This is a genomic window from Photobacterium kishitanii, assembly GCF_003026355.1.
Taxonomy (GTDB): domain Bacteria; phylum Pseudomonadota; class Gammaproteobacteria; order Enterobacterales; family Vibrionaceae; genus Photobacterium; species Photobacterium kishitanii.
This window is the reverse complement of record NZ_PYON01000002.1, coordinates 436416-462057: the sequence shown is the minus strand read 5'-3', so window position 1 is coordinate 462057 and position 25642 is coordinate 436416. Positions and strand designations below refer to the sequence as shown.

General features: G+C 38.0%; 22 protein-coding genes and 7 tRNA genes. 11 read left to right on the top strand and 18 right to left on the bottom strand.

All coding sequences use genetic code 11. The features are described from left to right. Positions 1-27: 27 nt before the first annotated feature. A tRNA-Ser gene (locus tag C0W29_RS03925) sits at positions 28-118 on the bottom strand. 155 nt (positions 119-273) lie between these two features. Beyond that, the gene (locus tag C0W29_RS03920) at positions 274-1746 is read right to left on the bottom strand and encodes an aminotransferase-like domain-containing protein (protein ID WP_045045884.1); all 1473 of its coding nucleotides are present in this window, start codon (positions 1744-1746) and stop codon (positions 274-276) included. A gap of 94 nt (positions 1747-1840) precedes the next feature. Here C0W29_RS03920 and C0W29_RS03915 point away from each other — a divergent pair, with 94 nt between their 5' ends. Next, entirely contained in the window at positions 1841-2749 is a 909-nt protein-coding gene (locus tag C0W29_RS03915; RefSeq protein ID WP_045045883.1) for a DMT family transporter, read from the top strand. A 553-nt stretch (positions 2750-3302) separates the two neighbouring features. Here C0W29_RS03915 and C0W29_RS03905 read toward each other — a convergent pair. From C0W29_RS03905 to C0W29_RS03885, 5 genes are all read right to left on the bottom strand, one after another. Next, positions 3303-3378 (bottom strand) — tRNA-Asn (locus C0W29_RS03905). A gap of 7 nt (positions 3379-3385) precedes the next feature. Beyond that, positions 3386-3470 (bottom strand) — tRNA-Tyr (locus tag C0W29_RS03900). A 9-nt stretch (positions 3471-3479) separates the two neighbouring features. Beyond that, a tRNA-Thr gene (locus C0W29_RS03895) sits at positions 3480-3555 on the bottom strand. A 51-nt stretch (positions 3556-3606) separates the two neighbouring features. Then, positions 3607-3683, bottom strand: a tRNA-Asp gene (locus tag C0W29_RS03890). 39 nt (positions 3684-3722) lie between these two features. Beyond that, positions 3723-3813 (bottom strand) — tRNA-Ser (locus C0W29_RS03885). A gap of 593 nt (positions 3814-4406) precedes the next feature. Between C0W29_RS03885 and C0W29_RS03880 the strand changes: the two genes are divergently transcribed. The 3 genes from C0W29_RS03880 (at position 4407) to C0W29_RS03870 (ending at position 7272) form a co-directional block, all read left to right on the top strand. Beyond that, positions 4407-5837, top strand: coding sequence for a sodium-dependent transporter (locus C0W29_RS03880; RefSeq protein WP_045045448.1), 1431 nt, complete (start codon positions 4407-4409; stop codon positions 5835-5837). Positions 5838-6525: 688 nt separating this feature from the next. After that, complete coding sequence (locus C0W29_RS03875) at positions 6526-6879, top strand: hypothetical protein (RefSeq protein ID WP_045043336.1); 354 nt, start codon at positions 6526-6528, stop codon at positions 6877-6879. A gap of 36 nt (positions 6880-6915) precedes the next feature. After that, positions 6916-7272 carry a hypothetical protein gene (locus tag C0W29_RS03870; protein ID WP_045045449.1) on the top strand — a complete coding sequence of 119 codons (357 nt, stop codon included), beginning with the start codon at positions 6916-6918 and terminating at the stop codon, positions 7270-7272. Between the two features lie 678 nt (positions 7273-7950). Here the strand turns inward: C0W29_RS03870 and C0W29_RS03865 are convergent. Then, a tRNA-Ser gene (locus tag C0W29_RS03865) sits at positions 7951-8041 on the bottom strand. A 197-nt stretch (positions 8042-8238) separates the two neighbouring features. On the opposite strand from C0W29_RS03865, the gene C0W29_RS03860 reads away from it, so the two are divergent. The 3 genes from C0W29_RS03860 to C0W29_RS03850 all read left to right on the top strand — a co-directional run bounded on the left by C0W29_RS03860 (position 8239) and on the right by C0W29_RS03850 (position 10355). Further along, positions 8239-8946, top strand: a complete 708-nt coding sequence (locus C0W29_RS03860; protein ID WP_045043338.1) for an SDR family oxidoreductase — start codon at positions 8239-8241, stop codon at positions 8944-8946. Positions 8947-9103: 157 nt separating this feature from the next. Further along, on the top strand, positions 9104-9988 hold the full coding sequence (locus tag C0W29_RS03855) for a DMT family transporter (protein ID WP_045043339.1): 885 nt from the start codon (positions 9104-9106) through the stop codon (positions 9986-9988). Positions 9989-10100: 112 nt separating this feature from the next. Next, a complete protein-coding gene (locus tag C0W29_RS03850; RefSeq protein ID WP_045045450.1) occupies positions 10101-10355 on the top strand; it encodes a hypothetical protein in 255 nt (84 codons plus the stop codon). A gap of 71 nt (positions 10356-10426) precedes the next feature. On the opposite strand, the gene C0W29_RS03845 is transcribed toward C0W29_RS03850, so the two are convergent. From C0W29_RS03845 to C0W29_RS03825, 5 genes are all read right to left on the bottom strand, one after another. Continuing rightward, a complete protein-coding gene (locus tag C0W29_RS03845) occupies positions 10427-11470 on the bottom strand; it encodes a histone deacetylase family protein (RefSeq protein ID WP_036792350.1) in 1044 nt (347 codons plus the stop codon). Further along, entirely contained in the window at positions 11470-12501 is a 1032-nt protein-coding gene (locus tag C0W29_RS03840) for an extracellular solute-binding protein (RefSeq protein ID WP_036792348.1), read from the bottom strand. Before C0W29_RS03840 ends, C0W29_RS03845 begins: the two co-directional genes overlap by 1 nt. Before the next feature lie 210 nt (positions 12502-12711). Beyond that, positions 12712-14649, bottom strand: coding sequence for a monovalent cation:proton antiporter-2 (CPA2) family protein (locus tag C0W29_RS03835; protein WP_036792345.1), 1938 nt, complete (start codon positions 14647-14649; stop codon positions 12712-12714). Between the two features lie 2 nt (positions 14650-14651). Next, positions 14652-15269, bottom strand: a complete 618-nt coding sequence (locus C0W29_RS03830; protein WP_036792342.1) for an NAD(P)H-dependent oxidoreductase — start codon at positions 15267-15269, stop codon at positions 14652-14654. A 104-nt stretch (positions 15270-15373) separates the two neighbouring features. Then, positions 15374-16321 (bottom strand): AraC family transcriptional regulator, encoded by a 948-nt coding sequence (locus tag C0W29_RS03825; protein WP_235604244.1) that lies wholly within the window; start codon positions 16319-16321, stop codon positions 15374-15376. 223 nt (positions 16322-16544) lie between these two features. On the opposite strand from C0W29_RS03825, the gene C0W29_RS03820 reads away from it, so the two are divergent. Beyond that, positions 16545-17696, top strand: a complete 1152-nt coding sequence (locus tag C0W29_RS03820) for an iron-containing alcohol dehydrogenase (RefSeq protein WP_045045451.1) — start codon at positions 16545-16547, stop codon at positions 17694-17696. Between the two features lie 340 nt (positions 17697-18036). Here C0W29_RS03820 and C0W29_RS03815 read toward each other — a convergent pair whose 3' ends face one another. The 3 genes from C0W29_RS03815 to C0W29_RS03805 form a co-directional block, all read right to left on the bottom strand. After that, positions 18037-18537 (bottom strand): GNAT family N-acetyltransferase, encoded by a 501-nt coding sequence (locus tag C0W29_RS03815; protein ID WP_045045452.1) that lies wholly within the window; start codon positions 18535-18537, stop codon positions 18037-18039. 134 nt (positions 18538-18671) lie between these two features. Further along, entirely contained in the window at positions 18672-20339 is a 1668-nt protein-coding gene (locus C0W29_RS03810) for a leucine-rich repeat domain-containing protein (protein WP_052671691.1), read from the bottom strand. A gap of 239 nt (positions 20340-20578) precedes the next feature. Further along, positions 20579-21256, bottom strand: a complete 678-nt coding sequence (locus C0W29_RS03805; protein ID WP_045043345.1) for a Crp/Fnr family transcriptional regulator — start codon at positions 21254-21256, stop codon at positions 20579-20581. A gap of 193 nt (positions 21257-21449) precedes the next feature. On the opposite strand from C0W29_RS03805, the gene C0W29_RS03800 reads away from it, so the two are divergent. Further along, on the top strand, positions 21450-22283 hold the full coding sequence (locus C0W29_RS03800; RefSeq protein ID WP_045043346.1) for a methyltransferase domain-containing protein: 834 nt from the start codon (positions 21450-21452) through the stop codon (positions 22281-22283). A 164-nt stretch (positions 22284-22447) separates the two neighbouring features. Here C0W29_RS03800 and C0W29_RS03795 read toward each other — a convergent pair whose 3' ends face one another. After that, entirely contained in the window at positions 22448-22915 is a 468-nt protein-coding gene (locus C0W29_RS03795) for a GNAT family N-acetyltransferase (RefSeq protein WP_036792332.1), read from the bottom strand. Between the two features lie 11 nt (positions 22916-22926). Further along, positions 22927-23415, bottom strand: a complete 489-nt coding sequence (lptA, locus tag C0W29_RS03790; RefSeq protein WP_045045453.1) for a lipopolysaccharide transport periplasmic protein LptA — start codon at positions 23413-23415, stop codon at positions 22927-22929. 365 nt (positions 23416-23780) lie between these two features. Here lptA and C0W29_RS03785 point away from each other — a divergent pair, with 365 nt between their 5' ends. Together C0W29_RS03785 and C0W29_RS03780 are read left to right on the top strand one after the other, a co-directional pair. Further along, the gene (locus C0W29_RS03785; RefSeq protein ID WP_258179192.1) at positions 23781-24443 is read left to right on the top strand and encodes a DUF1007 family protein; all 663 of its coding nucleotides are present in this window, start codon (positions 23781-23783) and stop codon (positions 24441-24443) included. 21 nt (positions 24444-24464) lie between these two features. Continuing rightward, positions 24465-25550 carry a nickel/cobalt transporter gene (locus C0W29_RS03780; protein ID WP_080888907.1) on the top strand — a complete coding sequence of 362 codons (1086 nt, stop codon included), beginning with the start codon at positions 24465-24467 and terminating at the stop codon, positions 25548-25550. The last annotated feature ends 92 nt before the right edge of the window (positions 25551-25642 follow it).

The window sequence follows — 25642 nt, the reverse complement described above, 5'->3', positions numbered from 1 at the left end:
AACCCGATAAATCGAATCTTCAGAATTTGGCGGAGAGATAGGGATTTGAACCCTAGATACGCTATAAACGTATGCCGGTTTTCAAGACCGGTGCTTTCAACCACTCAGCCATCTCTCCAATGCCGCGAATAATATAGTGCTGACCTTTCCCTGTAAAGCAATAATATTAAAAAGATTTTCAAGTGATCATCTATTAATCAAAAGACATTAATGTTATTCATATTGATGTTTTATAAAACAAAACACAGCTAATAAACGAAATCACTCTGACTGTTACGGAGCATACTGAGAAATTAACCTCCCCAATATCTTCATTGCTGGTAGCCAATCTTTATCACGACTAAAATTTGCTACGCTAACACGAATAAAATTCTGATATTGATTATGCAAACCAAAAACAGTACCAGGCAAGATACTGATCCTTTCTTTATTACAGGCACGATAAAGATCATAACTGTTAGTTTCCTCAGGTAGTTTAATCCACAGTAAAAAAGATCCTTGGGTTATATTTATTTGATAACGATTTTTCACATTTTCATGCTGTTCTAATACGTCATGTAATAGAGTAGAAAAATGCTTAACGTTAGTTTGATAAATACGGATCATCCGTGTCGTATGTGGACGATATTTCCCTGAAGTTAAAAACGTAGCGACCCCTGATTGCATCAGATTAAGACACCCCATATTGTCACACAATAGGTACTGCTCTACCTGTGCACGATATCGACCCGCTAACATCCAACCAATACGAAGTCGAGAATCAAGTGTTTTCGATAATGAATTAACATAAATAACACGCTTTTGGCTATCTAAAGTATATAAGCTGGGTAACAGATAGCTATAAGCCAATGCACCAAAAACATCATCTTCAATAATAGGAATATTACCAGATACAGAAAGAAAATATTTACGCCGTTCCAACGGCATTACTGCTCCTGTTGGATTAGTAAAATTTGGAGTCACTATAATGACTTTAATATCCCAATCTTTCATCGCTTGCTCAAGTGCTGCTGGATTTATACCATCTCGAGGGCAGCTAGGAATTTCGACTACTTTTAACCCTAATGACTCCAATAATAATAAATTACCAAAATAACAAGGTGATTCAACCGCAACGATATCACCACTATTAGTAATAGCACGTAACGCTAAACTGATCGCTTGCTGGGCACCATGGGTAACCAATAAATCATCTACACGTGCTGCTATACCTAAATCTTGAGTGATTTTTGCCAATTGTTTAACCAGTAACTTATCACCTGGTGGTAATTGATAATGGCTAGAAGTATATGCTTGCTGACGGCTATGACGGCCAATTTCTGCATATAAACTTTTTATCGCGGGCGCGTCAATATTTGGATGTGCAGAGCCTATAGACAGTAACTCTTTATGCTTCGAATAAGTGAGGATCTCTTTACATACAGAGATCAAATCAACACAAGTTGGTTCAAACCACGTTGAGTTAAATTCAGCTCTAATTTTGACACGATAACCGGATCTTGGCACAGAATAAACATGCCCCTGTGCTTCTAATTCTTGATAGGCTCGAATAACAGTATTTTTACTCACACACAGATCAATACTTAATGAACGAATAGACGGTAGTTTGTCATCCTTTTGATATATCCCGCTCTGAATGACTTGTTTAATATAATTTTCCACAACAAGATATTTATTACTTTCCTGCCGATCACCTTGCTCTAAATAATGATTATGATCCAACATACTCGCAAAATCTGTGCCCATATAAAGACCTAAATCTGTAACTTCAAGAAGAAACTGTACCCGAGTATATTAACAGAACTCAAAAACAACAAACAATATAGAACAAGGATCTATCATGCTAATCAAAGCTATTCCTTTTGTATTTGTTATCCTTTGGGCCTCTGGATTTGTTGGGGCACGCTTTGGCTTACAATACGCCGAACCTGCGACATTACTTTCTATCCGTATGGCTTTAAACATATTACTTTTTCTGATCATTGCAGGGTTGTTACATCGACGCATCCCAACAGGAAAAGACTTTTGGCACAGCTGTATTGCTGGATTATTAATCCACGGTTTTTATCTTGGAGGCAGTTACTTCGCGATTAGTTTAGGCATGCCTGCAGGCCTAAGTTCACTATTAGTGGGGATTCAACCTATTTTGACGGCGATTATTCTTTTATCGTTGACTCAAGAACAATTTAAACCATCTCAATGGCTAGGCTTATTACTCGGATTTATCGGTATCACGATGGTATTGATGGGAAAAATGGAGTGGCAATCAGAACTACATAAAACCAGTGCATTCTGTTTCTGCTTATCAGCACTATTCGGTATTACTCTAGGCACACTATATCAAAAAAAGTATTGTCAGCAGATTGATATGATCGGCGGAGCGACAATTCAATACCTAGCCGCATTAACTTTATTCCTACCTATCGCACTTAAATTTGAAACGATGAAAGTATTATGGACGACAGAATTTATTCTATCGTTAGCTTGGTTAGTAATCTGTCTATCTTGTATTGCATTGCTATTACTACTTTACATGGTAAACAAAAATGCATCATCAAGTGTCGCTTCAATGTTTTATTTAGTCCCCCCCATCACTGCAATTCAAGCTTGGTTAATATTTGGAGAATCTTTCAGTTGGATAGGAATAGTTGGCTTTGTTTTAGCAGCAAGTGCAGTATATTTAGTGGCAAAAAAACCTGATATTTCAATACTAATGTCAAAATCTGTAAAACTAAAACCTGAAGTATAAAAAGCAAACCGACAGACTAAGAGAGAATTATATAGCGATGGATGAACCACTATTCGAGCGCTAAACACCCTACTACTACCAAATTTTAGATGTAAAAAAGCCCGCAATTGCTCGCGGGCTTTTCTATTTAGCTCCCTCTACTGGACTTGAACCAGTGACATGTAAATTAACAGGCCGCTAATCTTCCCAATAAAGAAGCACCAACTGAACTAATAAGGAATTGTATAGTGTTAGGAGCTAGCACCCTACACTCTCGCAGTCTCGAAACTCGAAGCTCGAAGCTCGAAGCTCGAAGCTCGAAACCTAGCTTCACCAAACTCAAAACGTAAAAAAGCCCGCAATTGCTTGCGGGCTTTTCTATTTGGCTCCCTCTACTGGACTTGAACCAGTGACATGTGAATTAACAGGCCGCTAATCTTCCCAATAAAGAAGCACCAACTGAACTAACAGGGAATTGTATGGTGGTGGATGATCGAACCTTAAGTACTAACACTCTACTTTCACTAAATTTTAGATGTAAAAAAGCCCGCAATTGCTTGCGGGCTTTTCTATTTGGCTCCCTCTACTGGACTTGAACCAGTGACATACGGATTAACAGTCCGGCGTTCTACCAACTGAACTAAGAGGGAATTGTAATGGTGGTGGGAGAAGGATTCGAACCTTCGAAGGCAGTGCCGGCAGATTTACAATCTGCTCCCTTTGGCCACTCGGGAATCCCACCGAAATTTAATGGTGCCGACTACCGGAGTCGAACTGGTGACCTACTGATTACAAGTCAGTTGCTCTACCTACTGAGCTAAGTCGGCACAAAATTTCGTTACATAGCATGTTAATTAATTAACACTATGTCTTTATGTTGGCGGAGCGGACGGGACTCGAACCCGCGACCCCCGGCGTGACAGGCCGGTATTCTAACCAACTGAACTACCGCTCCAATTCTTTATGAAACCCGATAAATCGAATCTTCAGAATTTGGCGGAGAGATAGGGATTTGAACCCTAGATACGCTATAAACGTATGCCGGTTTTCAAGACCGGTGCTTTCAACCACTCAGCCATCTCTCCAATGCCGCGAATAATATAGTCGAGCGCGGTCACTGTAAAGTAATAATAATAATAAAAACATCAACTGTAGATTTCTCCGCCAATGCTGATTAAAAACAATCAAAACTAGATCAATAATACATCAATGATGAAATTTCATCACAAGTCTAAGTTATTACCACGATAACTTCCGCCACCTACCTAGCTTATATGCTTTTAAATATCTTAGTATCAGAATAACCACCTATATATAACCATCATTCTACTTAACAATATTACTTATATAGCTACTGAGTGAAATATTTATCTAAGTTAGATTAAAACACCACTTTAGCATTTTATGCTACCACCAAAAATCAAAAGCAACGTATTGTTTATTAACAACTTTAATCAAAAAACCATTATTAATGCTCACTATTATTACTTACCTAGCTGCAGTTTTTCATTTCAAAGCAATAAAATACGTGATAAAAAGTAATCAATATATTTAACAAATCCATATCTTTACTAATACAAACCTTTTATATTTCATCTCACCACCCTTAAGTAAATATGCTCAGTAAATATATTATCCTTTAAAATCAATTGCTTTAATTATAGTCACAGGATCATGTATGGATACAACATCATCAGTAACATCAAATAGAGGAACATGGAGTTCAAAACTGGGCTTCGTGATGGCAGCAGCAGGATCTGCTGTAGGTTTAGGTAATATTTGGAAATTCCCTTACACCGCAGGTGAAAATGGCGGCGGTGCATTCGTTTCTATTTATCTACTATTTGTTATCGTGATTGGCTTTAGCGTTATGCTGACAGAATTTGCAGTCGGACGTAAAACAGGACTATCTGCAGTAGGAGCCTTTAAAACCACGGATCGTCGCTGGACTTTTGTCGGCATCTTAGGCGTACTCAGTGGCCTATTAATCATGGGCTTCTATCCGGTTGTTGGCGGCTGGGCTATTGCTTATATCTATAAAGTCGCTACTGGTTTATTGAGCCAACCCGATGCTATTGGTGACAGTTTTAGTGGCTTTATTGCTAACCCACTACAACCTCTATTTTGGATGGGACTATACCTACTCTTTAATATTCTAGTCGTCATGCGTGGTGTCTCTGGCGGTATTGAGAAAGCCGGTAAAATTTTAATGCCACTATTGTTTATCATTTTAATGATCGTATCGATCAAAGGCTTGACTCTACCTGGTGCCATGGCTGGATTAGAATTTTTGTTTAAGCCCGACTTTTCAAAAATTGATAGTTCCGTTGTATTGGCTGCATTAGGACAAGCATTCTTCTCATTAAGCTTAGGCATGGGCTGCATGCTAACTTACGGTAGCTACCTGCGAAAAAAAGAGAACCTTGTACAAACGACAGCAATGGTCACAGCAATGGATACCGGCGTAGCATTACTCGCTGGTATTGCAATGTTCCCTGCAATGTTTGCTTTTGGAATGGAACCATCAGCAGGCCCTGGTTTAGTATTCGTGGTTGTGCCACAACTGTTTGCTGAGATGGGCGGTATTGGTTTAATACTCGCAATATTGTTCTTTATCGGCTTAAGTGTTGCAGCACTTACCTCTTCAGTATCATTACTAGAAGTCGTCGTTGCTTACTTAATTGATGAAAAAGGCTTTAGCCGTGTTACCGCAGTACTTATAGCTAGCGGAGTAATGGCATTACTATGTATCTTAGCCTCATTATCCATTGGCGGTTTTGGTCCAACACTATTTGCTACTGGCGCTTTTGATATTTTTGATTTATTAACCGATAAAATCTTTTTAGCGATTGGTGGTATGTTGGTCTGCCTTTTTACTGGTTGGCGTTTAGATCGCAGTGAATTGAAAAAAGAAATCACCAACGATGGTAAAGTTTCATTTCCACTGTTTAATGTCTGGTATGTATTGATTAAATACATTATTCCAGTAGCTATCGCAATTGTTGCTATTTCTGGCGTTAAAGCTGGCTTTGACAGTAATAAAGGGGAAATTATGATCCTTGGGTTAATCATCATTGGTTTGTGCGGCGTTTTCTCAAAGAAACTGTAACTATCATCACGATATAACTCACTCAGCCGCTGATTATAATCAGCGGCTTTTTTATTGACTGAGTTAGCACTTTTCTGCCTCCTTGTTGCTATTTCTGGTTACAGGTACACTGTTCATAGAATAAACAAAATGCTAATAAAGGATTATCAATTGAAGAACATTATCGCATTTATCTTATTAGGCATGGTTGTAACAGGCTGTGCAGGATCTCAAGGTACAACCATTCAAACGCACGGCAGCATTGAAGCACGACAAAGTATTCACTAATTAATTATTCGCCTTACTTCCCGAGTAAGGCGATGCAAGTGGCACTTATCGTAATACTCATTAATAGATTAAATAAGCTAAAATGTCCTTATGTTGATATTTTTCGTCTTTATATTGACATATTACTATTATACAAACCCTATATAATGTCCTCATACCAAACATTACAACAAACTATAAATCATATGAAAATACTAAACATATATAATTGGTTTTTTATCATGCTTGATATATAAAAATTCAAGGTTACATTTTGATAAAGATTATTCCTTTATCTCAACGTAACATTCATACCATTATAAACACCCGTACAAAAATTTATTTAAATATTAATTAAAGCATTGAAATGAGAAAAATAATTACTACTTTTCATTTATCTCTATGAACATATTTCAAACCAATAAAACACAGAGAATCTCATATGAATATAAAAAAGCACCTATTTTTATTATCTATGGCTATCCCTACATTTATTACTGGCTGCAGTAATCCAATGACATGGGCTGATGATTATATGACTCAAAAAGCCAATTTCCTTTTTGAACAGGAAGGCTACACCTTGACGGATAATACTGAGTGCAAGTTCTTATCTCAAAAGAAAGGAAAATATAAATCTTATGTTATATGTACAGGTACTACCAACAATGGTAGCCCTATATCTCTTAAAGGCGGTCAATTAAGACATTCAGACAGACATGGCAATAAAGAACACTACATTGGAAAAATTTCCGGAAGAAAAGTCTTTGTTAATCATGGTGATGGGTTTAACAACTAACTTAACTATCCTACACACTATTTAATGAGAATCACTATGAATAAAATGATGACACTTTTTGTAGCATTTGTATGTCTACTCTCCCCTTTATCAGCTTCGGCAAAGCAAATCTCAAATAAAGAATATTGTAGGGCAGTTATCGCAGCTTACACCGAAACACCAAGAAATAAACTGACATTTAAAGGAACATCACACCATCATTATATATTTAAAGTACAGAAAAAAACATATGAGTGCGTGTATAAAAAAAATGATAAATATAAATTAAAGAGACGCAACCAAGATCATTGGCTTAAGAAATCATTTTTAGCTTATCGTCGCCATCAACATATTATTGTTTTTGTCGGCAATCACAAACATACCTACAAAATAAAAAGGTGTGGCAATGAATAGATTATTCAAACATGGTTTTATGATTATAGCTGCATTAATATTACTACAAGGTTGTGTTTTTTTACCCGATCATCACCATGGATATTATAAACATGATCACTGGTGTAAACATTGCCACAAGCATAAACACAATCATAAGCGATAATATATATTAATTTTTCATCATATAGCTAAGCCAGCTATTTTATTTAGCTAACTTAGTTATTACATGATTGCTTATTAAATTAATAAAATGAGATAAACCGAGTCTACACTCGGTTTATCTTTAATTAGATTTTGCTCAATTCTTTAAAATGTTGTCTACGCTTATCTAACAACCTTAATCGCTCATCTGCTGTACCATATCAAGAACATCATATACTTCTCGTAATAATGTTGATTCAGAACCATTATATGATAAGAGGCAATCGCCGCTCCCTCCTATGACTTCATTAAACCGCTCTTTAGCTCATTCTTTAATGCTAGAGGCTTATTGTTACGATCTAACGTAACATCGGCAATAATAGTCATAAATAATGACGAATCATGAGTTACATAGCATCAATATAAATCAGAATAATCAGAATAATCAGAGGAGATAGGAAAATGGATTTGAACCCTGCTTTAAATTCACTATTAATACGTATCTTTTATTCAGACGTAAAAAAGCCGCTGTAAAAATAGCGGCTTTTTTATATTTGGCGGAGAGATAGGGATTTGAACCCTAGATACGCTATAAACGTATGCCGGTTTTCAAGACCGGTGCTTTCAACCACTCAGCCATCTCTCCATGCGGCGTATACTATAGTGGTCAGCATTGGCTGTAAAGCACTTATTCTTAAAAGGAATTTAACTGCGTAATTATTAAACCAAACAGATAATTATTGTGTATTTTATCATACATCCAATCTTAAAATAATCTCGCTATAATGAAATTTAGCAGCCATGGTTAAAATAACCATGCGCAACTATCTCAAGGAGGATCGAATGAAAGCATTAATTATTGGTGGAACTGGAGGCATTGGGCTTGCGATTATCAAACAATTATTGCTTCTTAAACCTAATGCACAAATCCATGCAACATTTTTTCGGCACCAACCACGTTATCAACATCCACAACTACATTGGCATCACGTTGATATAACTATAGAAACAGAGATTTCCACGCTGGCTACCCAATTCATCCAGCTTGATCTTGTGATCAATGCAGTGGGTATACTTCACACAGCTACACATTCACCAGAAAAGTCGATTCAACACTTCGAGGCTGATTTTTTCTATACCAATATAAAAACTAACACCTTACCAACCTTGTTACTGGCTAAGCATTTTATGGTTCAGCTAAAAGCCTCGCGCCGCAGTTATTTTGTCACAATCTCCGCCAAAGTCGGCAGTATTGAAGATAATAGATTAGGTGGTTGGATTAGTTACCGAACCTCTAAAGCGGCCCTCAATATGGCAATTAAAACCATTAGTATTGAATGGCGACCTAAACTTCCTCGATGTTGTGTTATCGCTTTTCATCCTGGTACAACAGCAAGTGCTCTTTCTGAGCCTTTTCAACACAATGTATCCCCACACAAATTATTCACGCCTAAATATACCGCACAATGTTTATTGGAATTATTATCAAGATTAACGCCACACAACAGCGGACAATTTCTAAGCTATAATGGCGACATTATTGCTTGGTAAGTATTAGTAACTCTTAGAAATACTTATACCAGTTAACATTATGTCATTATACATAACGTTAAATTCATCATAAGATGCAAATTCACCAATGCTATTGTTTGCACTATTCAAGCTCAACTAGCACCACAATCTCACCTTGTTTATTTCGGTAGGTATAATGAAAAAACGCTCTGTTGGCTTTGCAATGACCATTTTGATTATTGGTAATTTAGTAGCGGTACTTTCTGACGCCTTAATTAAAACTATGGGTAAAGATGCAGCGATATTTCAGTTCGTGTTTTTCCGTCAACTATCAGCAGTCATTATCTTACTGCCCTTTTGTTTAACGGCAACTAAGCAAAGTTTTTTAATCGGCTTAAAATGGCATTTTGTGCGAGCGCATGTGTGGTTATTAGGTGCTGTGTTTATGGTGATCTCTTTAAGCACACTGCCGCTAGCCACTGCGAACGCTATTTTCTATGCAGCCCCCTTGATCATGCTTCCGCTGGCAATGATTATTTATGGTGAAAAACTCAGCCGTTATTCTATTGCTGCTGGTATTATTGGCTTTGCTGGCGTGTTAGTCATTGTACGTCCAACAGACATTAGTTGGGCAGCTTTTGGCGCATTAGTAGTCGCATTAACCATTGCGATAAATAACCTATTTATTCGTAAACTACCAACACAACAAAGTGTTGCCCAGACATTATTATTGACCAACTTAATCGGTATGCCTGCGTCACTAATATTAGCATTATTAGAGAATAAACCATGGGATTGGTCGCCGCTCATTACTGCATCAGGCTCTAGCGCATTAATTTTGATCTATGCTGCAACTTGCGTAGTTGCTTACCGTGCAGTGGAAAGTAATAAAATTGCCAGTGCTGAATACAGTGGTTTAATTGGTGCAGTCATTGTCGGATATTTATTATTTAACGAAGTGCCTGACACAACTACCCTGATAGGCACTGTTATGATCATAGCACCACTATTATGGTTAGCAAAAGTTGAAAGGAAACAGCATAAAAAAGACTCAATTCAAGCGATTGCCGTTAATGAATAATACAATCTTTCATTGCAGAACTTCTTACATACAAAATGTAAAACTCAGCATATTCTATTTTTAGCCACGAATAATATGTGACTTCATCGTTATTTTACATAGGATGTCTGTAATGAAAAAAGCACTAAAAATAAATAATATTTATATCAATATGGAGACGATTGTTGCTTTTGATTTAAATTATAAAATTGACGGTAACCGCGCCCTTTATTTACTTACCAATAGTTCTGAATTACCTTTTTTAGAAGTTGAAGTTGATGATATCAACGTTGAGGAATGTAAAGATTACCAAGCACAAAAAGTCACTACGACTGAATTTATTCGTATTAAACGTGAACTATGTGTTTATATGGGGATCACGCTTTAAACAAGAAAGCGATAACCATCAGGCTATCGCTTTTAATTTCACATGTATTTTTAATTATGCAGTATAGATAACTACACTCGTGCTTTATTAAAGCCATCAAGTACTGCAACGGTATTATGACCTAAATCATCAACCGCATAACCGCCTTCAAAAACAAATAAAGTCGGAATATTTAATAAACCAATCATCCAGCCAATATTTCGATAATCAGTGCGCATTAATTTAAAATAGCTGATTGGATCATCTGCAAAAGTATCCATTCCTAATGAAATCACTAATGCATCAGGCTGATATTCAGCAATACGCGCTAATGCCGTCGCTAATACTGGTTCATAAACAGACCAATCTGTTGTATGTAGTGGTAACGGTAAATTAAGATTAAAGCCTAGACCCTCCCCCTCACCTTCTTCATCGGCAAAGCCAAGGTAATGAGGATAATCGTAATCAGGATCGCCATGAATCGATGCAAATAACACATCACTGCGATTATAGAAAATACTTTGAGTGCCGTTGCCATGGTGGTAATCAATATCAAGTACTGCAACGCGCTTCGCGCCTTGACGAATAAAGCTTTCAGCTGCAATGGCTGCGTTGTTAGCATAACAATAACCGCCCATTAGATCAGGCGCAGCATGGTGACCAGGTGGACGACATAACGCAAACGCGGCGTGTTCACCTTGCTTAATTAAATCAACCCCCGTTAACGCACATTCAGTCGCTGCAACAATCGCTTTCCAAGAACCGGCGGTGATCGCCGCAGTCATATCAAAACTGTAATAACCTAAACGTCCTTCGATGTCTTTAGGAATACGGTTACGTAAATGACGTGCAGGTGCAAAACAGTATGGTGAGGCATCATGCACATCACCAAATGCTTCAACCCACTGATCCCAACAACTTGCTAGAAAATCAACGTAATCATCCGTGTGTACCCAACGCATAGGCGCATCACCATAGCTATTAGGCTCAACCATTGTGAAACCACCATGACTATTTAATGCATTAAGCACCATGTCTGCACGTTCTGGTTTTTCAAAACATGGGGTGGCTTCACCATTTAAAAATTCAAAACGTACATGATGTAAACGTTGTTTTTCAGTGTAGATAACTTTCATTATTTCTTCAGCTCCATCCAATAGCGCTGGTAGATTGCCGTCGCATCACCAACATCTGCCAAAAATTGACCTTTTTGCTTAATGGCTTTGGTTGGGAAAATAATATCACTATTACGAATAGTGTCAGGAAGATTATTTAATGATTCTAAATTAGGGGTCGCATAACCAATTTCGGTAACAATCTTAGCTTGATTTTCTGGTTTCAATAAGAAATTAATGAACTGATAAGCAGCATCTTTATGCTCACTCGCTGCCGGAATCACAATATTATCCATCCAGAAAATAGTGCCTTCTTGTGGGTAAGCAAATTTGAGCGCTGGATTTTCATTTGCTGCACGCACAGCAGTACCATTCCATTGCATACCGACTGAAACTTCACCAGCTATATACGGAATATGCGGTGCATCTGAATTAAACAGCGCCACATTTGGCATTAAGCTTTTAAGGGTTTCATAAGCCTGTTTAATTTCGGTTTCATCACGGCTATTCACACTGTGTCCATTCATGATCAATGCCATACCGAACACATCACGTGGATCATCGGTTAATAACACACTACCTTTAAACTCTGGCTTCCATAAATCTTTCCACTGAGTAATTTGTTTACCATCAACCACATCACTGTCGTAGCCTAACGCCGTACTACCCCATAAATACGGAATAGAATATTGATTATTCGGATCAAACGGCTGATTTAAAATCGTCGTATCTAACTGAGCAAAGGCTGTAATTTTACTATGGTCAAGTTTGGCTAATAAGCCTTCATCTGCCATTTTGGAAACATAGTAAGTAGATGGGAATACTAAATCATACCCTTTACCGTCGATCATTTTGATCTTGGTATACATCGTTTCATTACTTTCAAACGTTGAATAGTTAACCTTGATATCAGTTTCTTTAGTAAATTGAGTCAGTAATTCTGCAGGAAGATATTCTGACCAATTATAAATATTTAATGTGGTATCAGCGAGGGCTGGTTGAGCAACGAAAGAGCTAAGTAGAAGTGATGCAAGTAGATTCTTTTTAAACATTTCACCTATTACCAATATTCATATAAAGCTCGAAATAAGCTTCTCTTATTGACAATAACATAAATAAATTTAGTCAGTTATTTAGAAATTGTATGCAAATGCTACAAAAAATTGTATCCATTAATTCGTTAGTTCTAAATAACAAAAGGCGCTAATGACTGAATCATTAGCGCCTCTAATTATGACGGTCGAATAACGAAATAAAATCGCTTAATTATTCTTATCAACCTTCATTTGCTCTGCTTCTTCAATAAAGTTTTTAGGCGGTGGTGTCCAACCTCGTTCCGATTTAGTGTGCTTATCCGTGCGTTCCTGCTTCATTGCTTCACCTAAGGTCTGTTCTAACTGCATAAACAGTTCAACATAAGAGCTATTAAAACGATCTTCTTCAGTGCTATCACGCCATGTTTGATACAGCAAATCTTTACTTTTCGCTTCTGTTTCAACAAACATCGCTTTTTGTTGTTCCGCTCTAAAAGGATGCACGCCTAATTCTTTTAGTGCTTGTGCGCCCATAGCCAATGCCGAACGGTAAGTTTCACTGATCACATAATCTGCACCTGCGCAACGCAACGAATAGTGATGGCCTCGATCATAAGCTCGCGCTAAAACACGTACATGTGGATAGGTTTGCTTAATATAATGCACTAACTCGGTTGCACGCTCTTGATCGTCAATCGCAACCACAAACACTTTGGCATCTTCAATCCCAGCAGTATGCAGGAGATCATGTCGAGTCGCATCGCCAAAAAAGCTTTTGATATCAATTTGACGCATATTATCAATTTGAGTCACCGAGTGATCGAGAACCACTGTTTTCATGCCATTAGCGGTTAATAAGCGATTCACTATTTGACCAAAACGTCCAATACCCGCAATGATCACTTTACCTTGCTCATCTATTTCATCTGCTTCACGTTCATTTTTAGCAGCACTAAATCGCGGTAAAATAACCTTATCAAACAAAATAAATAACCCAGGGGTTAGGAACATCGACAATGCAACCACCAGCGATAATGTTTGACCTAACTCAGACGGTAATACATTGTTTTGAACGGTGTAGTTCAATAATACAAATCCAAACTCACCCGCTTGCGCCAAACTAAGTGCAAACAACCACCGATCACTGCCTTTAACTTTAAAAATAAACGCTAATATTAACAATACCAGTGCTTTAATGAGCATAACACCAAGGGTTAATCCAATAATGGTGCCAAATTGATCAAATAAAATACTGAAATTAATCCCAGCACCGACGGTTATAAAGAATAAACCGAGTAATAAGCCTTTAAAGGGCTCAATATTTGATTCTAACTCATGGCGGAACTCACTGTTAGCCAGTACCACACCCGCAAGGAAAGTTCCTAAAGCTGGTGATAAACCGATTAAACTCATTAACGCAGCAATACCAATGACTAGCATTAACGCCGTTGCAGTAAAAATCTCACGTAAACCTGATGCCGCAACAAACCGAAACAGTGGACGGCTTAAATAATGCCCACCCACAACAACCCCAGCAATCGCAAGGATCACTACAATCGCATATCCCCAACCGGGTAAACCTGCAACTAAACTAAGATCTTCATGATGCTCAGCAGCAGCAGACACTGTTGCTTGGGCTTTTTCAACCAATTCAGGTAAGGCAAGTAAAGGAATCAATGCCAGCATCGGAATAACGGCAATATCTTGAAACAGCAACACTGAAAAGGCACTTTTACCACCTTCCGTTTTGCTTAATCCTTTTTCATTAAAGGTTTGCAGTACAATCGCCGTTGATGACAAGGAGAAAATAAGACCAATAGCTAAAGCATATGTCCAACCGACACCTAGCGCAATCGCGATCCCCATCACGACAGCGGTAGTAACCACAACTTGCAGGCCACCTAAACCAAGTAATCGATGGCGCATGCCCCACAACATTTTCGGCTCAAGTTCTAAACCAACAATAAATAGCATCATTACCACCCCAAACTCAGCAAAGTGCTGAATAGTGGTGGTTTCACTACCAACTAAACCAATCACAGGACCAATAACGACACCTGCAATTAAATAGCCTAATACCGATCCTAATCCGAACCGTTTAGCAATCGGCACAGCAATAACTGCCGCCACTAAATAGATAAATGCTTGTAAAAATATTCCAGTCATGGCTACTCCGTGATCACACTATCAAGACTATGATTTAATTTTGATAATTTGCTCGCAACCTCATAGTTGAGTTTATTATCAGCAATTGCGACTAACACTCGACGCCAATTTTCTATATGTTTGACAACACGTTGCTCTTCTGTTGCTGTGCCGGCACCAAATAAAGCGAACGGAGCCAGAAATTCCATTCCCGTTAATTCAGCCATTTGCTCTAACGGCTGTAATAATTGTCGAATCGTAAAATGGTTAAACCCTTCTTTACGGTAACTCGATTCAGAGCCACCAGCAGTAAGCGCACATAGGAATTTTTTTCCTTGTAACTCAGTACCCTCACTACCGTAAGCAAAACCATATTCCAACACTAGATCTTGCCATTCTTTTAATAACGACGGGGTGGAATACCAATACAACGGGAACATAAATACAATCACATCATGATCACGTAAACGTTGCTGCTCTTTATCGATATCAATACGGAAACTAGGATACTCAGCATACAAATCGATAGTTGTGACATGGTCAAAACCTTTTGATGCATTAAAGAGTGGCACATTGATTTCAGAGCGATTTTGCGATGGATGCGCAAATAGAATCAGAATTTTTTTATGGGGCTCAGACATTATTTTCCTTATTATTTTAGTCTTATTGTTAGAAACAATACGCTCCAAGGCGATTTTCATATCAAACCGCCTTAATTGCATATCATCCATTCTATTTGAACATATTACCGAATAAATCCTGTATGTTCATGAATTTTACTCGGTGGTAAGCCAAAATAGCGTTTAAACTCGCGGCTAAACTGTGTTGGACTTTCATATCCTACTTGCCCAGCAGCAACATTAGCAGCCATTCCGTGTTGTAACATTAATGTCTTAGCATTATTTAAACGTATTTTTTTTATATATTGCATCGGTGGATCTGTCACCACTTGTTTAAATACTTTATGAAATACAGAAACACTCATTCCAGCCATTGCTGCTAATTCATGTACGTGTAATTTAGTATCATAATGCTGCTGTACATAATCAATAACCGCTGAAATCTTGGCTAACACACTGTCTTGTTCACAATACTGAGCCAGTAAATATCCCTGCTCACTTTGCAATAAATAATAAAACAACTGTCGAATTAAAGATGGCCCAATAACTTGTGCATCAAGAGGATCGTGCAATACTTCTAATAACTGTTCGACACTGCGGTACATATGTTGTGTCATCCCAGTTGTTGCCACCCCACAACTGCCCTCATAATTAAATCGCCGTTGCTGCTGTGACTCAATCATTGTAACGAGTTGACTAATAACTGTGATATCAAAATCAATATTAATCCCCATTAACGGTTGCTCAAATGAGGCAAAGGTTTCACAGACAATCGGATATGGCGTAGTCACTAGCAAACACTGCTGTGGATCATAGTTAAATTGATACTGATTTAAATGACCAATTTTGCGACCTTGAATAATAATAACAATGCCTTGCTCATACATTTGCGGGCTATATTTTCGATAACCATCAATTCTGAACAGCCGTATTCCAGCCAAATACGTATCAACACGACCGGATTGATGCGCTAACCCATAATGCTCACACAATGAGGCCGCTAGAGTAATTAATGCCGGCGGTATCATTGCCGATTGACTAATGGTTGGATATTCAATGTTCTCTATCTTCATGGTTATCTACCCATAAACGGATTTAATTTACCTTAGCAGACCACTATCACAAATCAATCACAAATAATGCGAATAAAAGAGAAATAGGCAAGTATTAAAGAGGATTATGTATTAAGTGAATCGTCATTATAACCTAGACTATTGCTATCTAAGGTACTCAGTATCTGATAATACAAAATCATTATAATAATCAGCGTCAGCTTGCTGTTTAGAGGAAAGTACAATGGACAAATTTACCTATCAAAGCCCTACAAAAATTCATTTTGGTGAAGGTCAAATTGCTGAAATTACCAATGATATTCCTAAAGATAAAAAAATCTTAGTGGTTTACGGTGGCGGTTCGATTAAAACAAACGGTGTGTACGAGCAAGTAACAGCGGCACTCATGGGTTTTAATTGGGACGAATTTGCTGGCGTTGAAGCTAACCCACAATATGACACCTTAATGAAAGCCGTTGCTAAAGTAAAAGCTGAAGGTTTTGACTTTCTATTAGCTGTTGGCGGTGGTTCTGTGGTTGATGGCACGAAGTTTATCGCAGCGGCTGCTTGTTATGAAGGGGCTGATCCGTGGGAAATCTTACACGATCAAGCTCCTGTTATCGCAGCACTACCTATTGGTTGTGTCCTAACATTACCTGCAACAGGTTCTGAAACTAACGGTGGTTCAGTGGTTTCTCGTGGTAAAGATAAATTATTCTTTGGCTCACCACTGGTTAAACCAACATTTGCTATCTTAGATCCACAAACCACTTTAAGCCTATCACCACGCCAAGTGTCTAATGGTGTTGTGGATGCTTTTGTGCATACGATGGAGCAATACCTCACCTTCCCTGTTAATGCTAAAGTTCAAGATCGCTTCGCTGAAGGTTTATTACTCACCCTTATTGAAGAAGGTCCGAAAGCACTTGCAACGCCAGATGATATCGCAGTACGTGCCAATATCATGTGGTCAGCAACCCAAGCATTGAATGGCTTAATTGGTATGGGTGTTCCACAAGACTGGACAACCCATATGATTGGCCATGAACTAACCGGTAATTACGGTATCGATCACGCGCGTACTTTAAGTATTGTACTACCAGCGGTAATGCAGGTTTGTCGTAAAGAGAAACAAGCGAAACTATTACAATATGCAGAGCGCGTATTTGGTATTACTACAGGCACAACAGATGAACGTATTGATGCTGCAATCGCACACACTATAGCCTTCTTTAAAGAGATGGATGTACCAACCTCACTAGCAGATGTTGAGTTAGGCCGCGCTGATATTGATGTATTAATTGCCAGCCTTGAAAAACATGGCATGACGGCATTAGGCGAGCATGAAAAACTCACTATTGCTGATAGCCGTAAGATTTTAGAGACAGCATTGTAAGCTGCAACATAATTACTACTGCATAATTTTGAAGGCTAGGTACTACAGTATCTAGCCTTTTTTATCGAGTGTGATTTTGGAGAAAAAATGCTAGAACTAACTCATGAATGTGCGAGGCATTTTGGTCTAAGAATATAAATCGGTATAAGTAAAAGTACGGCTAGCACCTTATCATATAATTTTCCTTGCGATGATATGACTTTATGTTCATATAGAACTGTATTAAGACGCTGCTTAACCTATCCATAGTGTCCTACAAATGAAACTTAGCCTTGAAGTCAAAATAGCAAGTGATAGGAAGTCACTCTGACGTGATCTACTCTTTTTTACGACTCAACTCTTACAAAAACTTTTCAATAAGAATTTCATCGATATATTTTCCAGCGACTTTTGCATGCTTTTTCGCAATTCCGACAACTTCAAAACCTTGCTTAATATAAGCGGCTAAAGCACGATCATTATCACTACGAACATAAGCAAAAAGCTTCTCGTAACCTTTCAACTTCGCTACTGCAAATGTAGATTCAAACAGCTGCTTAGAAACACCTTGGCCGCGGCAACTACTACAAACAAATGTACCAATAATGCCAACATGGTCAAAAACTTTAGTATATGACGCAAATGGTTCTACATTTTGGAAACCGATAACTTTAGAGCCTTCTGCTCTCACAGCAACGGTAAACACGCCTCGCTCTGGAAATTGTGCGATAAACTCTTTTTCTTCTTCAACGGTAAAGATTGTATCTAATACCGTGTATAAACCTTCAAGAATAATTGGATTAAGCACATTGGTAATACCTTCAGCATCATCAATGATTACTTGTCGCATAACTAGGCTCATGAACATGTACTCTTATTATATTAAAGGGACTTTTTACAGGAGTTAAAGGCTATCAACAACAACTAGCCGTTACATAAAAACACAAAAAACCGCCTCGATAGGCGGTTAGTTAATAATGATGCAGGCCAAAAGACTCAACTGTTAAGCTGCTTTAGCTTAACATTTTTATCGAACGCCCTATCTCCAATTTTCGTCACTGACTTAGGGAGAGTTACGCGCGTTAATTTATTTTCATAAAACGCCTCATAGCCAATAGAAGTTACTGATTTAGGGATAGTCACATGCGTTAATAAATTATTTTTAAACGCTTTAATACCGATAGACGTCACTGAGTTAGGGATATTTACACTTGTTAAAGCATTATCTGAAAACGCATCTTGGCCTATTGCCGTCACTGAATGAGGAATAGTCACGTTTGTTAATTTATTTTGAGAGAATGCTAACCACGGAATATCTGTCAACGAATAAGGGATAGTCACGCTCGTTAAGGCATTATCTGAAAATACCGCCTCGCCAATTGTCGTCACCGAATCGGGGATAGTCACACTCGTTAAAGCATTATCTGAAAACGCTTCTCCGCCAATTGTCGTCACTGAATTAGGAATAGTTATACTTGTTAAGTGATTATTTGCAAACACTCCATCGCCAAGTTCTATTATTGAATTAGGGATAGTCGCGCTCGTTAAGTTGTTATATGAAAACGCCAATCCTCCAATAGCAGTCATCGAACGAGGAATAGTAACACTCGTTAAGGCATTATTTTGAAACGCCCCAACACCAATAGCCATAACCGAATCAGGAATAGTTACACTCGTTAAGTCATTCTCTGTAAATGCCCAATCCCCGATAGTGGTCACCGAGTTAGGAATAGTCACCCCAGTTAAAGCACCATTTGCAAACGCATAATTCCCGATCGTTGTCACCGAACTTGGGATAATGAAATTCTTCTCTTTGCCACCATACGAGATAATCTCTTGGGTATTATCAGTACCATTGTCATTTCTAGCGTAAATAATACCGTTAGAAGCTAAATGATTAACTTCAGTTATTTCATTATTACTAAAGGCATACCACCCAATATTCGTCACCGACTTAGGAATAGTCACGCTTGTTAAGCCATTATCAGAAAAAGCCCCTTTCCCAATTGTCGTCACAGAATTAGGGATAATGACATCCTTTCCTTTGCCGCCATACGAGATAATATTGTCCATATTATCTGTGCCATCATCATTCCGAGCGTAAATAATACCGCTAGAAGGTAAGTTATTAACTTGGGTTATTTTATTATCATTAAATGCTTCCTGTCCGATAGTCGTCACCGATTTAGGGATAATCACACTCGTTAAGTCATTATGTGCAAATGCCCATGGATCGATCTCAGTGACTGAATCTGGAAGAGTCACACTCTTTAAATTATTATCTGTAAACGTCAAATCCTCGATCTCTGTCACCGAGTTAGGGATAGTCACACTCGTTAAGGCATTTTGTCTAAATGCCGCAATACCGACCTCAGTCACTGAATTAGGAATAATCACACTTGTTAGGACATTATTTTGAAACGATTCAACCCCGATAAAAGTGACTGAATTGGGAATAATTACGCTTGTTAAACCATCATTTGCAAACGCATAATCCTCTATCGTCGTCACCGAGTTAGGAATAACGATATTCTTATCTTTACCTGTATATTGAACAACTATAGTTTTATTCGAATTTTTAGCATATACAAAACCATCAGTTCCAGCGTTAGCCTGGGAACAAATGAAGAGGAAAGGAGCTATTAAAACGGACGTTCTTAGCATTACTATGTTCATATTTATTCACAGAAAATTATTGATCTGCAAATCATACACCCAAAAAAACCTTATTCAACAACATGCATCTTATACGTACTAGTAGACACCTTTAATCGCTGGATCTGATAAATATAAACGAACACCGAGCAACCCTTTTTTATCATCATCAGACAAGAAAACAGAACGATACTCGGTGACCTATTGCCAACAGCTCAAATTTATAGACGTAATTGGTCTAACACGCTTTAGCTATAAAAAATATCAGCAGCAAGATTTACTGACTGGCAAAGAGTTGGAATATCTTTTATTTTCAAAATATTACCATTTTCAATCAAGTGCCCCTCATTTTTTAAACGTTTAATCGTTCTTGATAACGTTTCAGGCGTCATACCTAATTGAGTGGCTAATAATTTTTTCGTTATAGACAAATTGATCTTTTCTTCTTTAATGCTCTGCTTTTTGTATATTTCAGCCAGTTTCATTACAAATCGTTGATTAGCATTTACCTGCGTTAAAATATTAACATCATTAACTAAGCGATGAATTTTATTAGTCATATACGCCATAACGTTTACCGCTAGTTCTGGTGTTTGAGAAACTAGCTGTTTAATATCAGTATGCTTATATACAGCTAAAACTGATTCTTGTTCTATTCGTGCTGTCATTGGGTATTGACGAGGTGACATAAACATTGCCATTTCAGCAATTACATCACCCGCAAGAAAAACATTAAACACCTTCTCTTCACCGTTAGGCATAAGACGATAAAGAGTCACTTTTCCTTTTTTGATAATGTACATGTGATTGGCTTCTTTACCTTGATTAAAAAGTATCGTGCCAGCCTGATAGGTTATTTTTTCTTGATGAGATTCCAGTCGCGCCAGTTGCGTCTTATTCAATAAAGAGATAATTGAAAAACTCATCCTACCCACCTCTACTTGATAATTATCAAGGTATATTTCAAATACATCATTATATGATAATGATTATCATTTTAGATTCAACCTTAATGAGGAACTTTTTATGGATGGGATTAGCGTAACTTTCCGCTGGGTAAGTTTGGTATCAATACTTCTATTTTTTGTTCCAATTATCTTTCAATAGGATACTAAAAATATGTCGAACAAACTTGCGATGCCCGGAGAAAAACATCAAACAGAAAAACGACCAGGTCATTGGTTACTTGCTCAAATTGGAAAAACGGTATTACGTCCTGGGGGATTAGAACTCACCAATAAAATGCTCACTCAGCTTAGTATTAACACTAGTGATGATGTTATTGAGTTTGCTCCAGGCGTTGGATTAACTGCTCAAATTACTCTGGCTAAACGACCTAAAACTTACACAGCAGTAGAGCAAAATGAGCAAGCAGCAAAGATTGTTCGTTCCTATCTCAACGGCAATAATCAAACCTGTCATGTTAATAGTGCACAAGATACGGCACTAGACTCAGAAATAGCTTCCGTTGTGTATTGTGAAGCGATGTTAACAATGCAATCTAGTGCGCGAAAAAAACAAATCATCAAAGAAGCATATCGACTATTAAAAACTAATGGCCGTTTTGGTATCCACGAAATGTGCATTACTCCCAATGATATTGATAGTAATAAACAACGTGAGATTCAAAAGGCATTAACTGAAACGATCCAACATCCAGCCAAACCACTTACACTTAACGAGTGGAAGCTACTTATTCAAGAATGTGGGTTTGAAATTGAATACGAAGCAATGGCTCCGATGCATTTACTCGAGCCATCTCGACTACTACAAGATGAAGGTTTGAATGGTTTTTTAAAAATAATAAAAAACTTAATTCTAAAGCCTGATATTAGAAAAAGGGTTTTAAAAATGAAAAGTGTTTTTCGAGAACACAGCCATAACCTCGCTGCAATTACTCTCGTGGTTAAAAAGAAAGAGCAAGCTTGTCCTTATTTAATAACAAAAAACTAGAGCAACTATTGCGCCAGCACCTGATAATATTGCTGTAATATATGATACCGTCGATATTTATCAAGCCCCGACTGTTTACTGAGTAAATAACTTATATCGGCAATAAGCAATAGGGGCTTGATTAAATGGACATCGGTTTAATTATGACCGTGTCATACCACAAACTAAGCAGTGGTTTTAAAACATTGACGGGTTACATCACCCCAATATTCATCGTGATAAATATCTTCAACAAAGACATCATTGGTGTAACTACCAATCGCGCGTCGCCAAAAAGCAATCGCATTATCAGCACCCGCAATTTGCTTGCTTTGCCATAAACCCGGCATCATATCAAATAGGACATGTGCAAAACGTTGACCGGCTTTATGTTGACGAAATACAGGTACAACGTAAAAATCGCACACTTCGTAATGATCAACACTCTCGTTAGCAATTGCCGCCAACCCAGCAGGCTTACCATCGATATACAATAAATAGCCAGTAACATTACCTTCAATCGGCGTATCTATCGCAAACTTACCCTCATCATCAGGTGTTTTTTTAGTTAATGGTGAAAACTCTGCTTCATAAGCTTGGGTTAAATTTAAATAAATCGCTAAGTTACTTGAATTAACAGTTACTAATTCCACAATCATTCCTTTTACTTTGTTTCTGGTAATAGCTTGGTTTTCACTTGCTGAGACTTCGTGCCTGTTGCCTTCATAAATTGCGCTTTAAGGTTATAGCTGATCTCATTGGCACGAATCGTATTGCCATCTTGGGTTACTTTTACGTTTTGTTTCAATACCATCATGCTATCTGATGGCGTATAAATACCATAACGAGATTCACCATTGATAACTTTGCCATCTTTCATTACGCGTTTGAAGTAAGCTGGTTTGCCATACACTTCAATGGTTTTTAATTCTTTTGTTTTACCATAAAGTTTAATAATCGCTTTATCTGCTTTAATAGTAACGCCACCTTGCACAATATCGACTTTACCGATTAATGTGGTGGTATTATTGACGACATCAACATCCTGCGTCACAGATGATAGTTCAATCGGTAACTGTGTTTCTGCTGTTGCAGCAAAGACAGAGGTACTAAGAAGTAAGAGTAGACACGCAGTAAATAACTGTTTTTTCATTATTAATTGTTCTCATCAATTGCTGCTAATTTTGCCGCGATTATACTGAGGAAATAAAACACTATTGCCTTATTTCTTACTCACTTACATACATCGCCCTTTATTACATTCTAACTGATTTTTGAGTTTTTATCTTAAAGCTATTTTTTTAGTGATAATATCGCACCATTTGCAACCCAATCGACCTTATACCGCACTGTCGCTAATACAACAATTTGATGATGTAACCCCCCTACCTATAACTAGATAAACGCTATACTCTTCATCTAGATCCCACTATAACTCTATGTTATAACATCACACAGATATGGTCATTAAACCCTACCGTTATTACTCATCAAATGATGAATATGGAGCTTTTTTACATGCGCAGGAATATCCTTTGCTGTTTTATATTATCAATCGCTGCGTTATCACCAATAACCAGTCAAGCACACCCTCATTCATGGATTGATATGAAGACCTACATTGAAGGTAATAACAATCAAATTACAGGGTTTAAGATGGTATGGACATTTGATGCCATGACCACCGCTTATATGCTTGATGGCGAAGATATGTCCGCAGCACACAAACAACAAACGCTAAAAAATGTTGCTCAATCCGTCATGGAAAACATGAAAAACGCCCATTATTTTACCTATTTTTATGATAACGAAACCCCAATTAAATACCATATACCTACAGGTGGTGAGTTAATCAAGCCACGTGCAAAAGCGACGCTTACTTTTGATCTACCTTTAGCAAGACCTAAAACCGTCACCAAAGATTCGTTGAAGTTGTTGATCTTTGAACCAAGTTATTATGTTGATATGTCATGGGCTAACAAAAGTGACATCATACTGTCACCTGAATTAGCCAAAACATGTAGTTTTAAACTCATAGAGCCACATCCAACACCAGAACAAGTCACTTACGCAATGTCGATTCCAGCGGATGCTGATCCTGATAATAAATTAGGCCAAGTTTTTACACAGACAGTTCAACTGTTTTGTAACGTCGACAATGCCTCGCCTTCCACTAAGTAGCATTGATTTAGGATCTACCACATGAAACCTGGTTGTCACTCAACCTCAGAGGCTGATAATAGCCCTCTCGTCTCATCTTGTTGCCACGAGCATGAACACGAGCATCATCACCATACATGCCACCACCATCACTCAGAGAGCAAGAATGATGATCATAGCGCAGCATGTGAGCATCACCACCATACAGCTGTTAGCTCGGCACCAATCTCATGGCTAACACGCATTATCGTGCTGCTGATATTTATATTAAGTGGTTATTATTTATGGCAACAATGGCCTGCTATGCTGATGACCAGCATTAAATGGCAACGCGATATTAATGGCCAGCTCAGTGATTTACTTTATGATGCCCAGCAAAATATAACGGCAGCTTATTCATTGGCCGGATTGAGCTTTCTATACGGTATATTTCACTCATTAGGCCCTGGCCATGGCAAGATGATTGTTACCACTTACCTTGCAACTAACCCTGCAAAGATAAAAGCCAGCCTGATAATGACCGTGGTATCGGCTTTTGTACAAGCGATTGTTGCCATCACCTTAGTTAGTATTTTATTGGTGTTTTTTAAATCGTCGATGCGCCAAGTTAACGATGCTGCCGATCAATTCATTAGCTATAGCTTTATGGCAATGCTTTTGCTTGGGGTGATTGTGATTTACCGTAGCTTAAAGCAAGCATGGCAATTAAAGACAGTACACCATCATGATCATGGTAATGACTGTGGTTGCGGTCATAAACACTTCGCCAACGCTGATGAAATCAATAATGCCACCAGCTTGAAAGAATATATTGTCATTGTATTCAGTATTGGTATTCGCCCTTGCACTGGCGCTATCTTAGTCTTGTTATTCGCTAATATGGTTGGATTGTACTGGCTTGGCGTTATTAGTGCGATTTTGATGGCAGTAGGCACAGCACTTACGACCTCAGGTATAGCATTACTAACCTTATCAGGTAAAAAGATTGTCAGTCGCTATTTAGCGACTAACCAACGTCAGCGCACCATGACCAGTATTATTGTAAAACTGATCGGGGGAATATTACTGGTCTTACTTGGTTTACTACTACTTAATGGTCATAGCTATGGTATGTCGCCAGTGTTGTAGCAATTGTCTGTTTCCACCCGCCCTCTAAACTAAAAAGGTTGAGTCGCAATAACTGCACACTCAACCTTTTTTTATATTATGACACTAGGTTT

What these genes read in the sequence shown, in the direction of transcription:
- C0W29_RS03815 (WP_045045452.1), bottom strand. Translation starts at nt 18,537, where the DNA reads ATGAGCCTAGTTATGCGACAAGTAATCATTGATGATGCTGAAGGTATT.
- C0W29_RS03830 (WP_036792342.1), bottom strand. Translation starts at nt 15,269, where the DNA reads ATGTCTGAGCCCCATAAAAAAATTCTGATTCTATTTGCGCATCCATCG.
- C0W29_RS03785 (WP_258179192.1), top strand. Translation starts at nt 23,781, where the DNA reads ATGCGCAGGAATATCCTTTGCTGTTTTATATTATCAATCGCTGCGTTA.
- lptA (WP_045045453.1), bottom strand. Translation starts at nt 23,415, where the DNA reads ATGAAAAAACAGTTATTTACTGCGTGTCTACTCTTACTTCTTAGTACC.
- C0W29_RS03825 (WP_235604244.1), bottom strand. Translation starts at nt 16,321, where the DNA reads ATGAAGATAGAGAACATTGAATATCCAACCATTAGTCAATCGGCAATG.
- C0W29_RS03875 (WP_045043336.1), top strand. Translation starts at nt 6,526, where the DNA reads ATGAATATAAAAAAGCACCTATTTTTATTATCTATGGCTATCCCTACA.
- C0W29_RS03835 (WP_036792345.1), bottom strand. Translation starts at nt 14,649, where the DNA reads ATGACTGGAATATTTTTACAAGCATTTATCTATTTAGTGGCGGCAGTT.
- C0W29_RS03855 (WP_045043339.1), top strand. Translation starts at nt 9,104, where the DNA reads ATGAAAAAACGCTCTGTTGGCTTTGCAATGACCATTTTGATTATTGGT.
- C0W29_RS03820 (WP_045045451.1), top strand. Translation starts at nt 16,545, where the DNA reads ATGGACAAATTTACCTATCAAAGCCCTACAAAAATTCATTTTGGTGAA.
- C0W29_RS03810 (WP_052671691.1), bottom strand. Translation starts at nt 20,339, where the DNA reads ATGCTAAGAACGTCCGTTTTAATAGCTCCTTTCCTCTTCATTTGTTCC.
- C0W29_RS03850 (WP_045045450.1), top strand. Translation starts at nt 10,101, where the DNA reads ATGAAAAAAGCACTAAAAATAAATAATATTTATATCAATATGGAGACG.
- C0W29_RS03920 (WP_045045884.1), bottom strand. Translation starts at nt 1,746, where the DNA reads ATGGGCACAGATTTTGCGAGTATGTTGGATCATAATCATTATTTAGAG.
- C0W29_RS03870 (WP_045045449.1), top strand. Translation starts at nt 6,916, where the DNA reads ATGAATAAAATGATGACACTTTTTGTAGCATTTGTATGTCTACTCTCC.
- C0W29_RS03915 (WP_045045883.1), top strand. Translation starts at nt 1,841, where the DNA reads ATGCTAATCAAAGCTATTCCTTTTGTATTTGTTATCCTTTGGGCCTCT.
- C0W29_RS03780 (WP_080888907.1), top strand. Translation starts at nt 24,465, where the DNA reads ATGAAACCTGGTTGTCACTCAACCTCAGAGGCTGATAATAGCCCTCTC.
- C0W29_RS03800 (WP_045043346.1), top strand. Translation starts at nt 21,450, where the DNA reads ATGTCGAACAAACTTGCGATGCCCGGAGAAAAACATCAAACAGAAAAA.
- C0W29_RS03880 (WP_045045448.1), top strand. Translation starts at nt 4,407, where the DNA reads ATGGATACAACATCATCAGTAACATCAAATAGAGGAACATGGAGTTCA.
- C0W29_RS03860 (WP_045043338.1), top strand. Translation starts at nt 8,239, where the DNA reads ATGAAAGCATTAATTATTGGTGGAACTGGAGGCATTGGGCTTGCGATT.
- C0W29_RS03805 (WP_045043345.1), bottom strand. Translation starts at nt 21,256, where the DNA reads ATGAGTTTTTCAATTATCTCTTTATTGAATAAGACGCAACTGGCGCGA.
- C0W29_RS03840 (WP_036792348.1), bottom strand. Translation starts at nt 12,501, where the DNA reads ATGTTTAAAAAGAATCTACTTGCATCACTTCTACTTAGCTCTTTCGTT.
- C0W29_RS03845 (WP_036792350.1), bottom strand. Translation starts at nt 11,470, where the DNA reads ATGAAAGTTATCTACACTGAAAAACAACGTTTACATCATGTACGTTTT.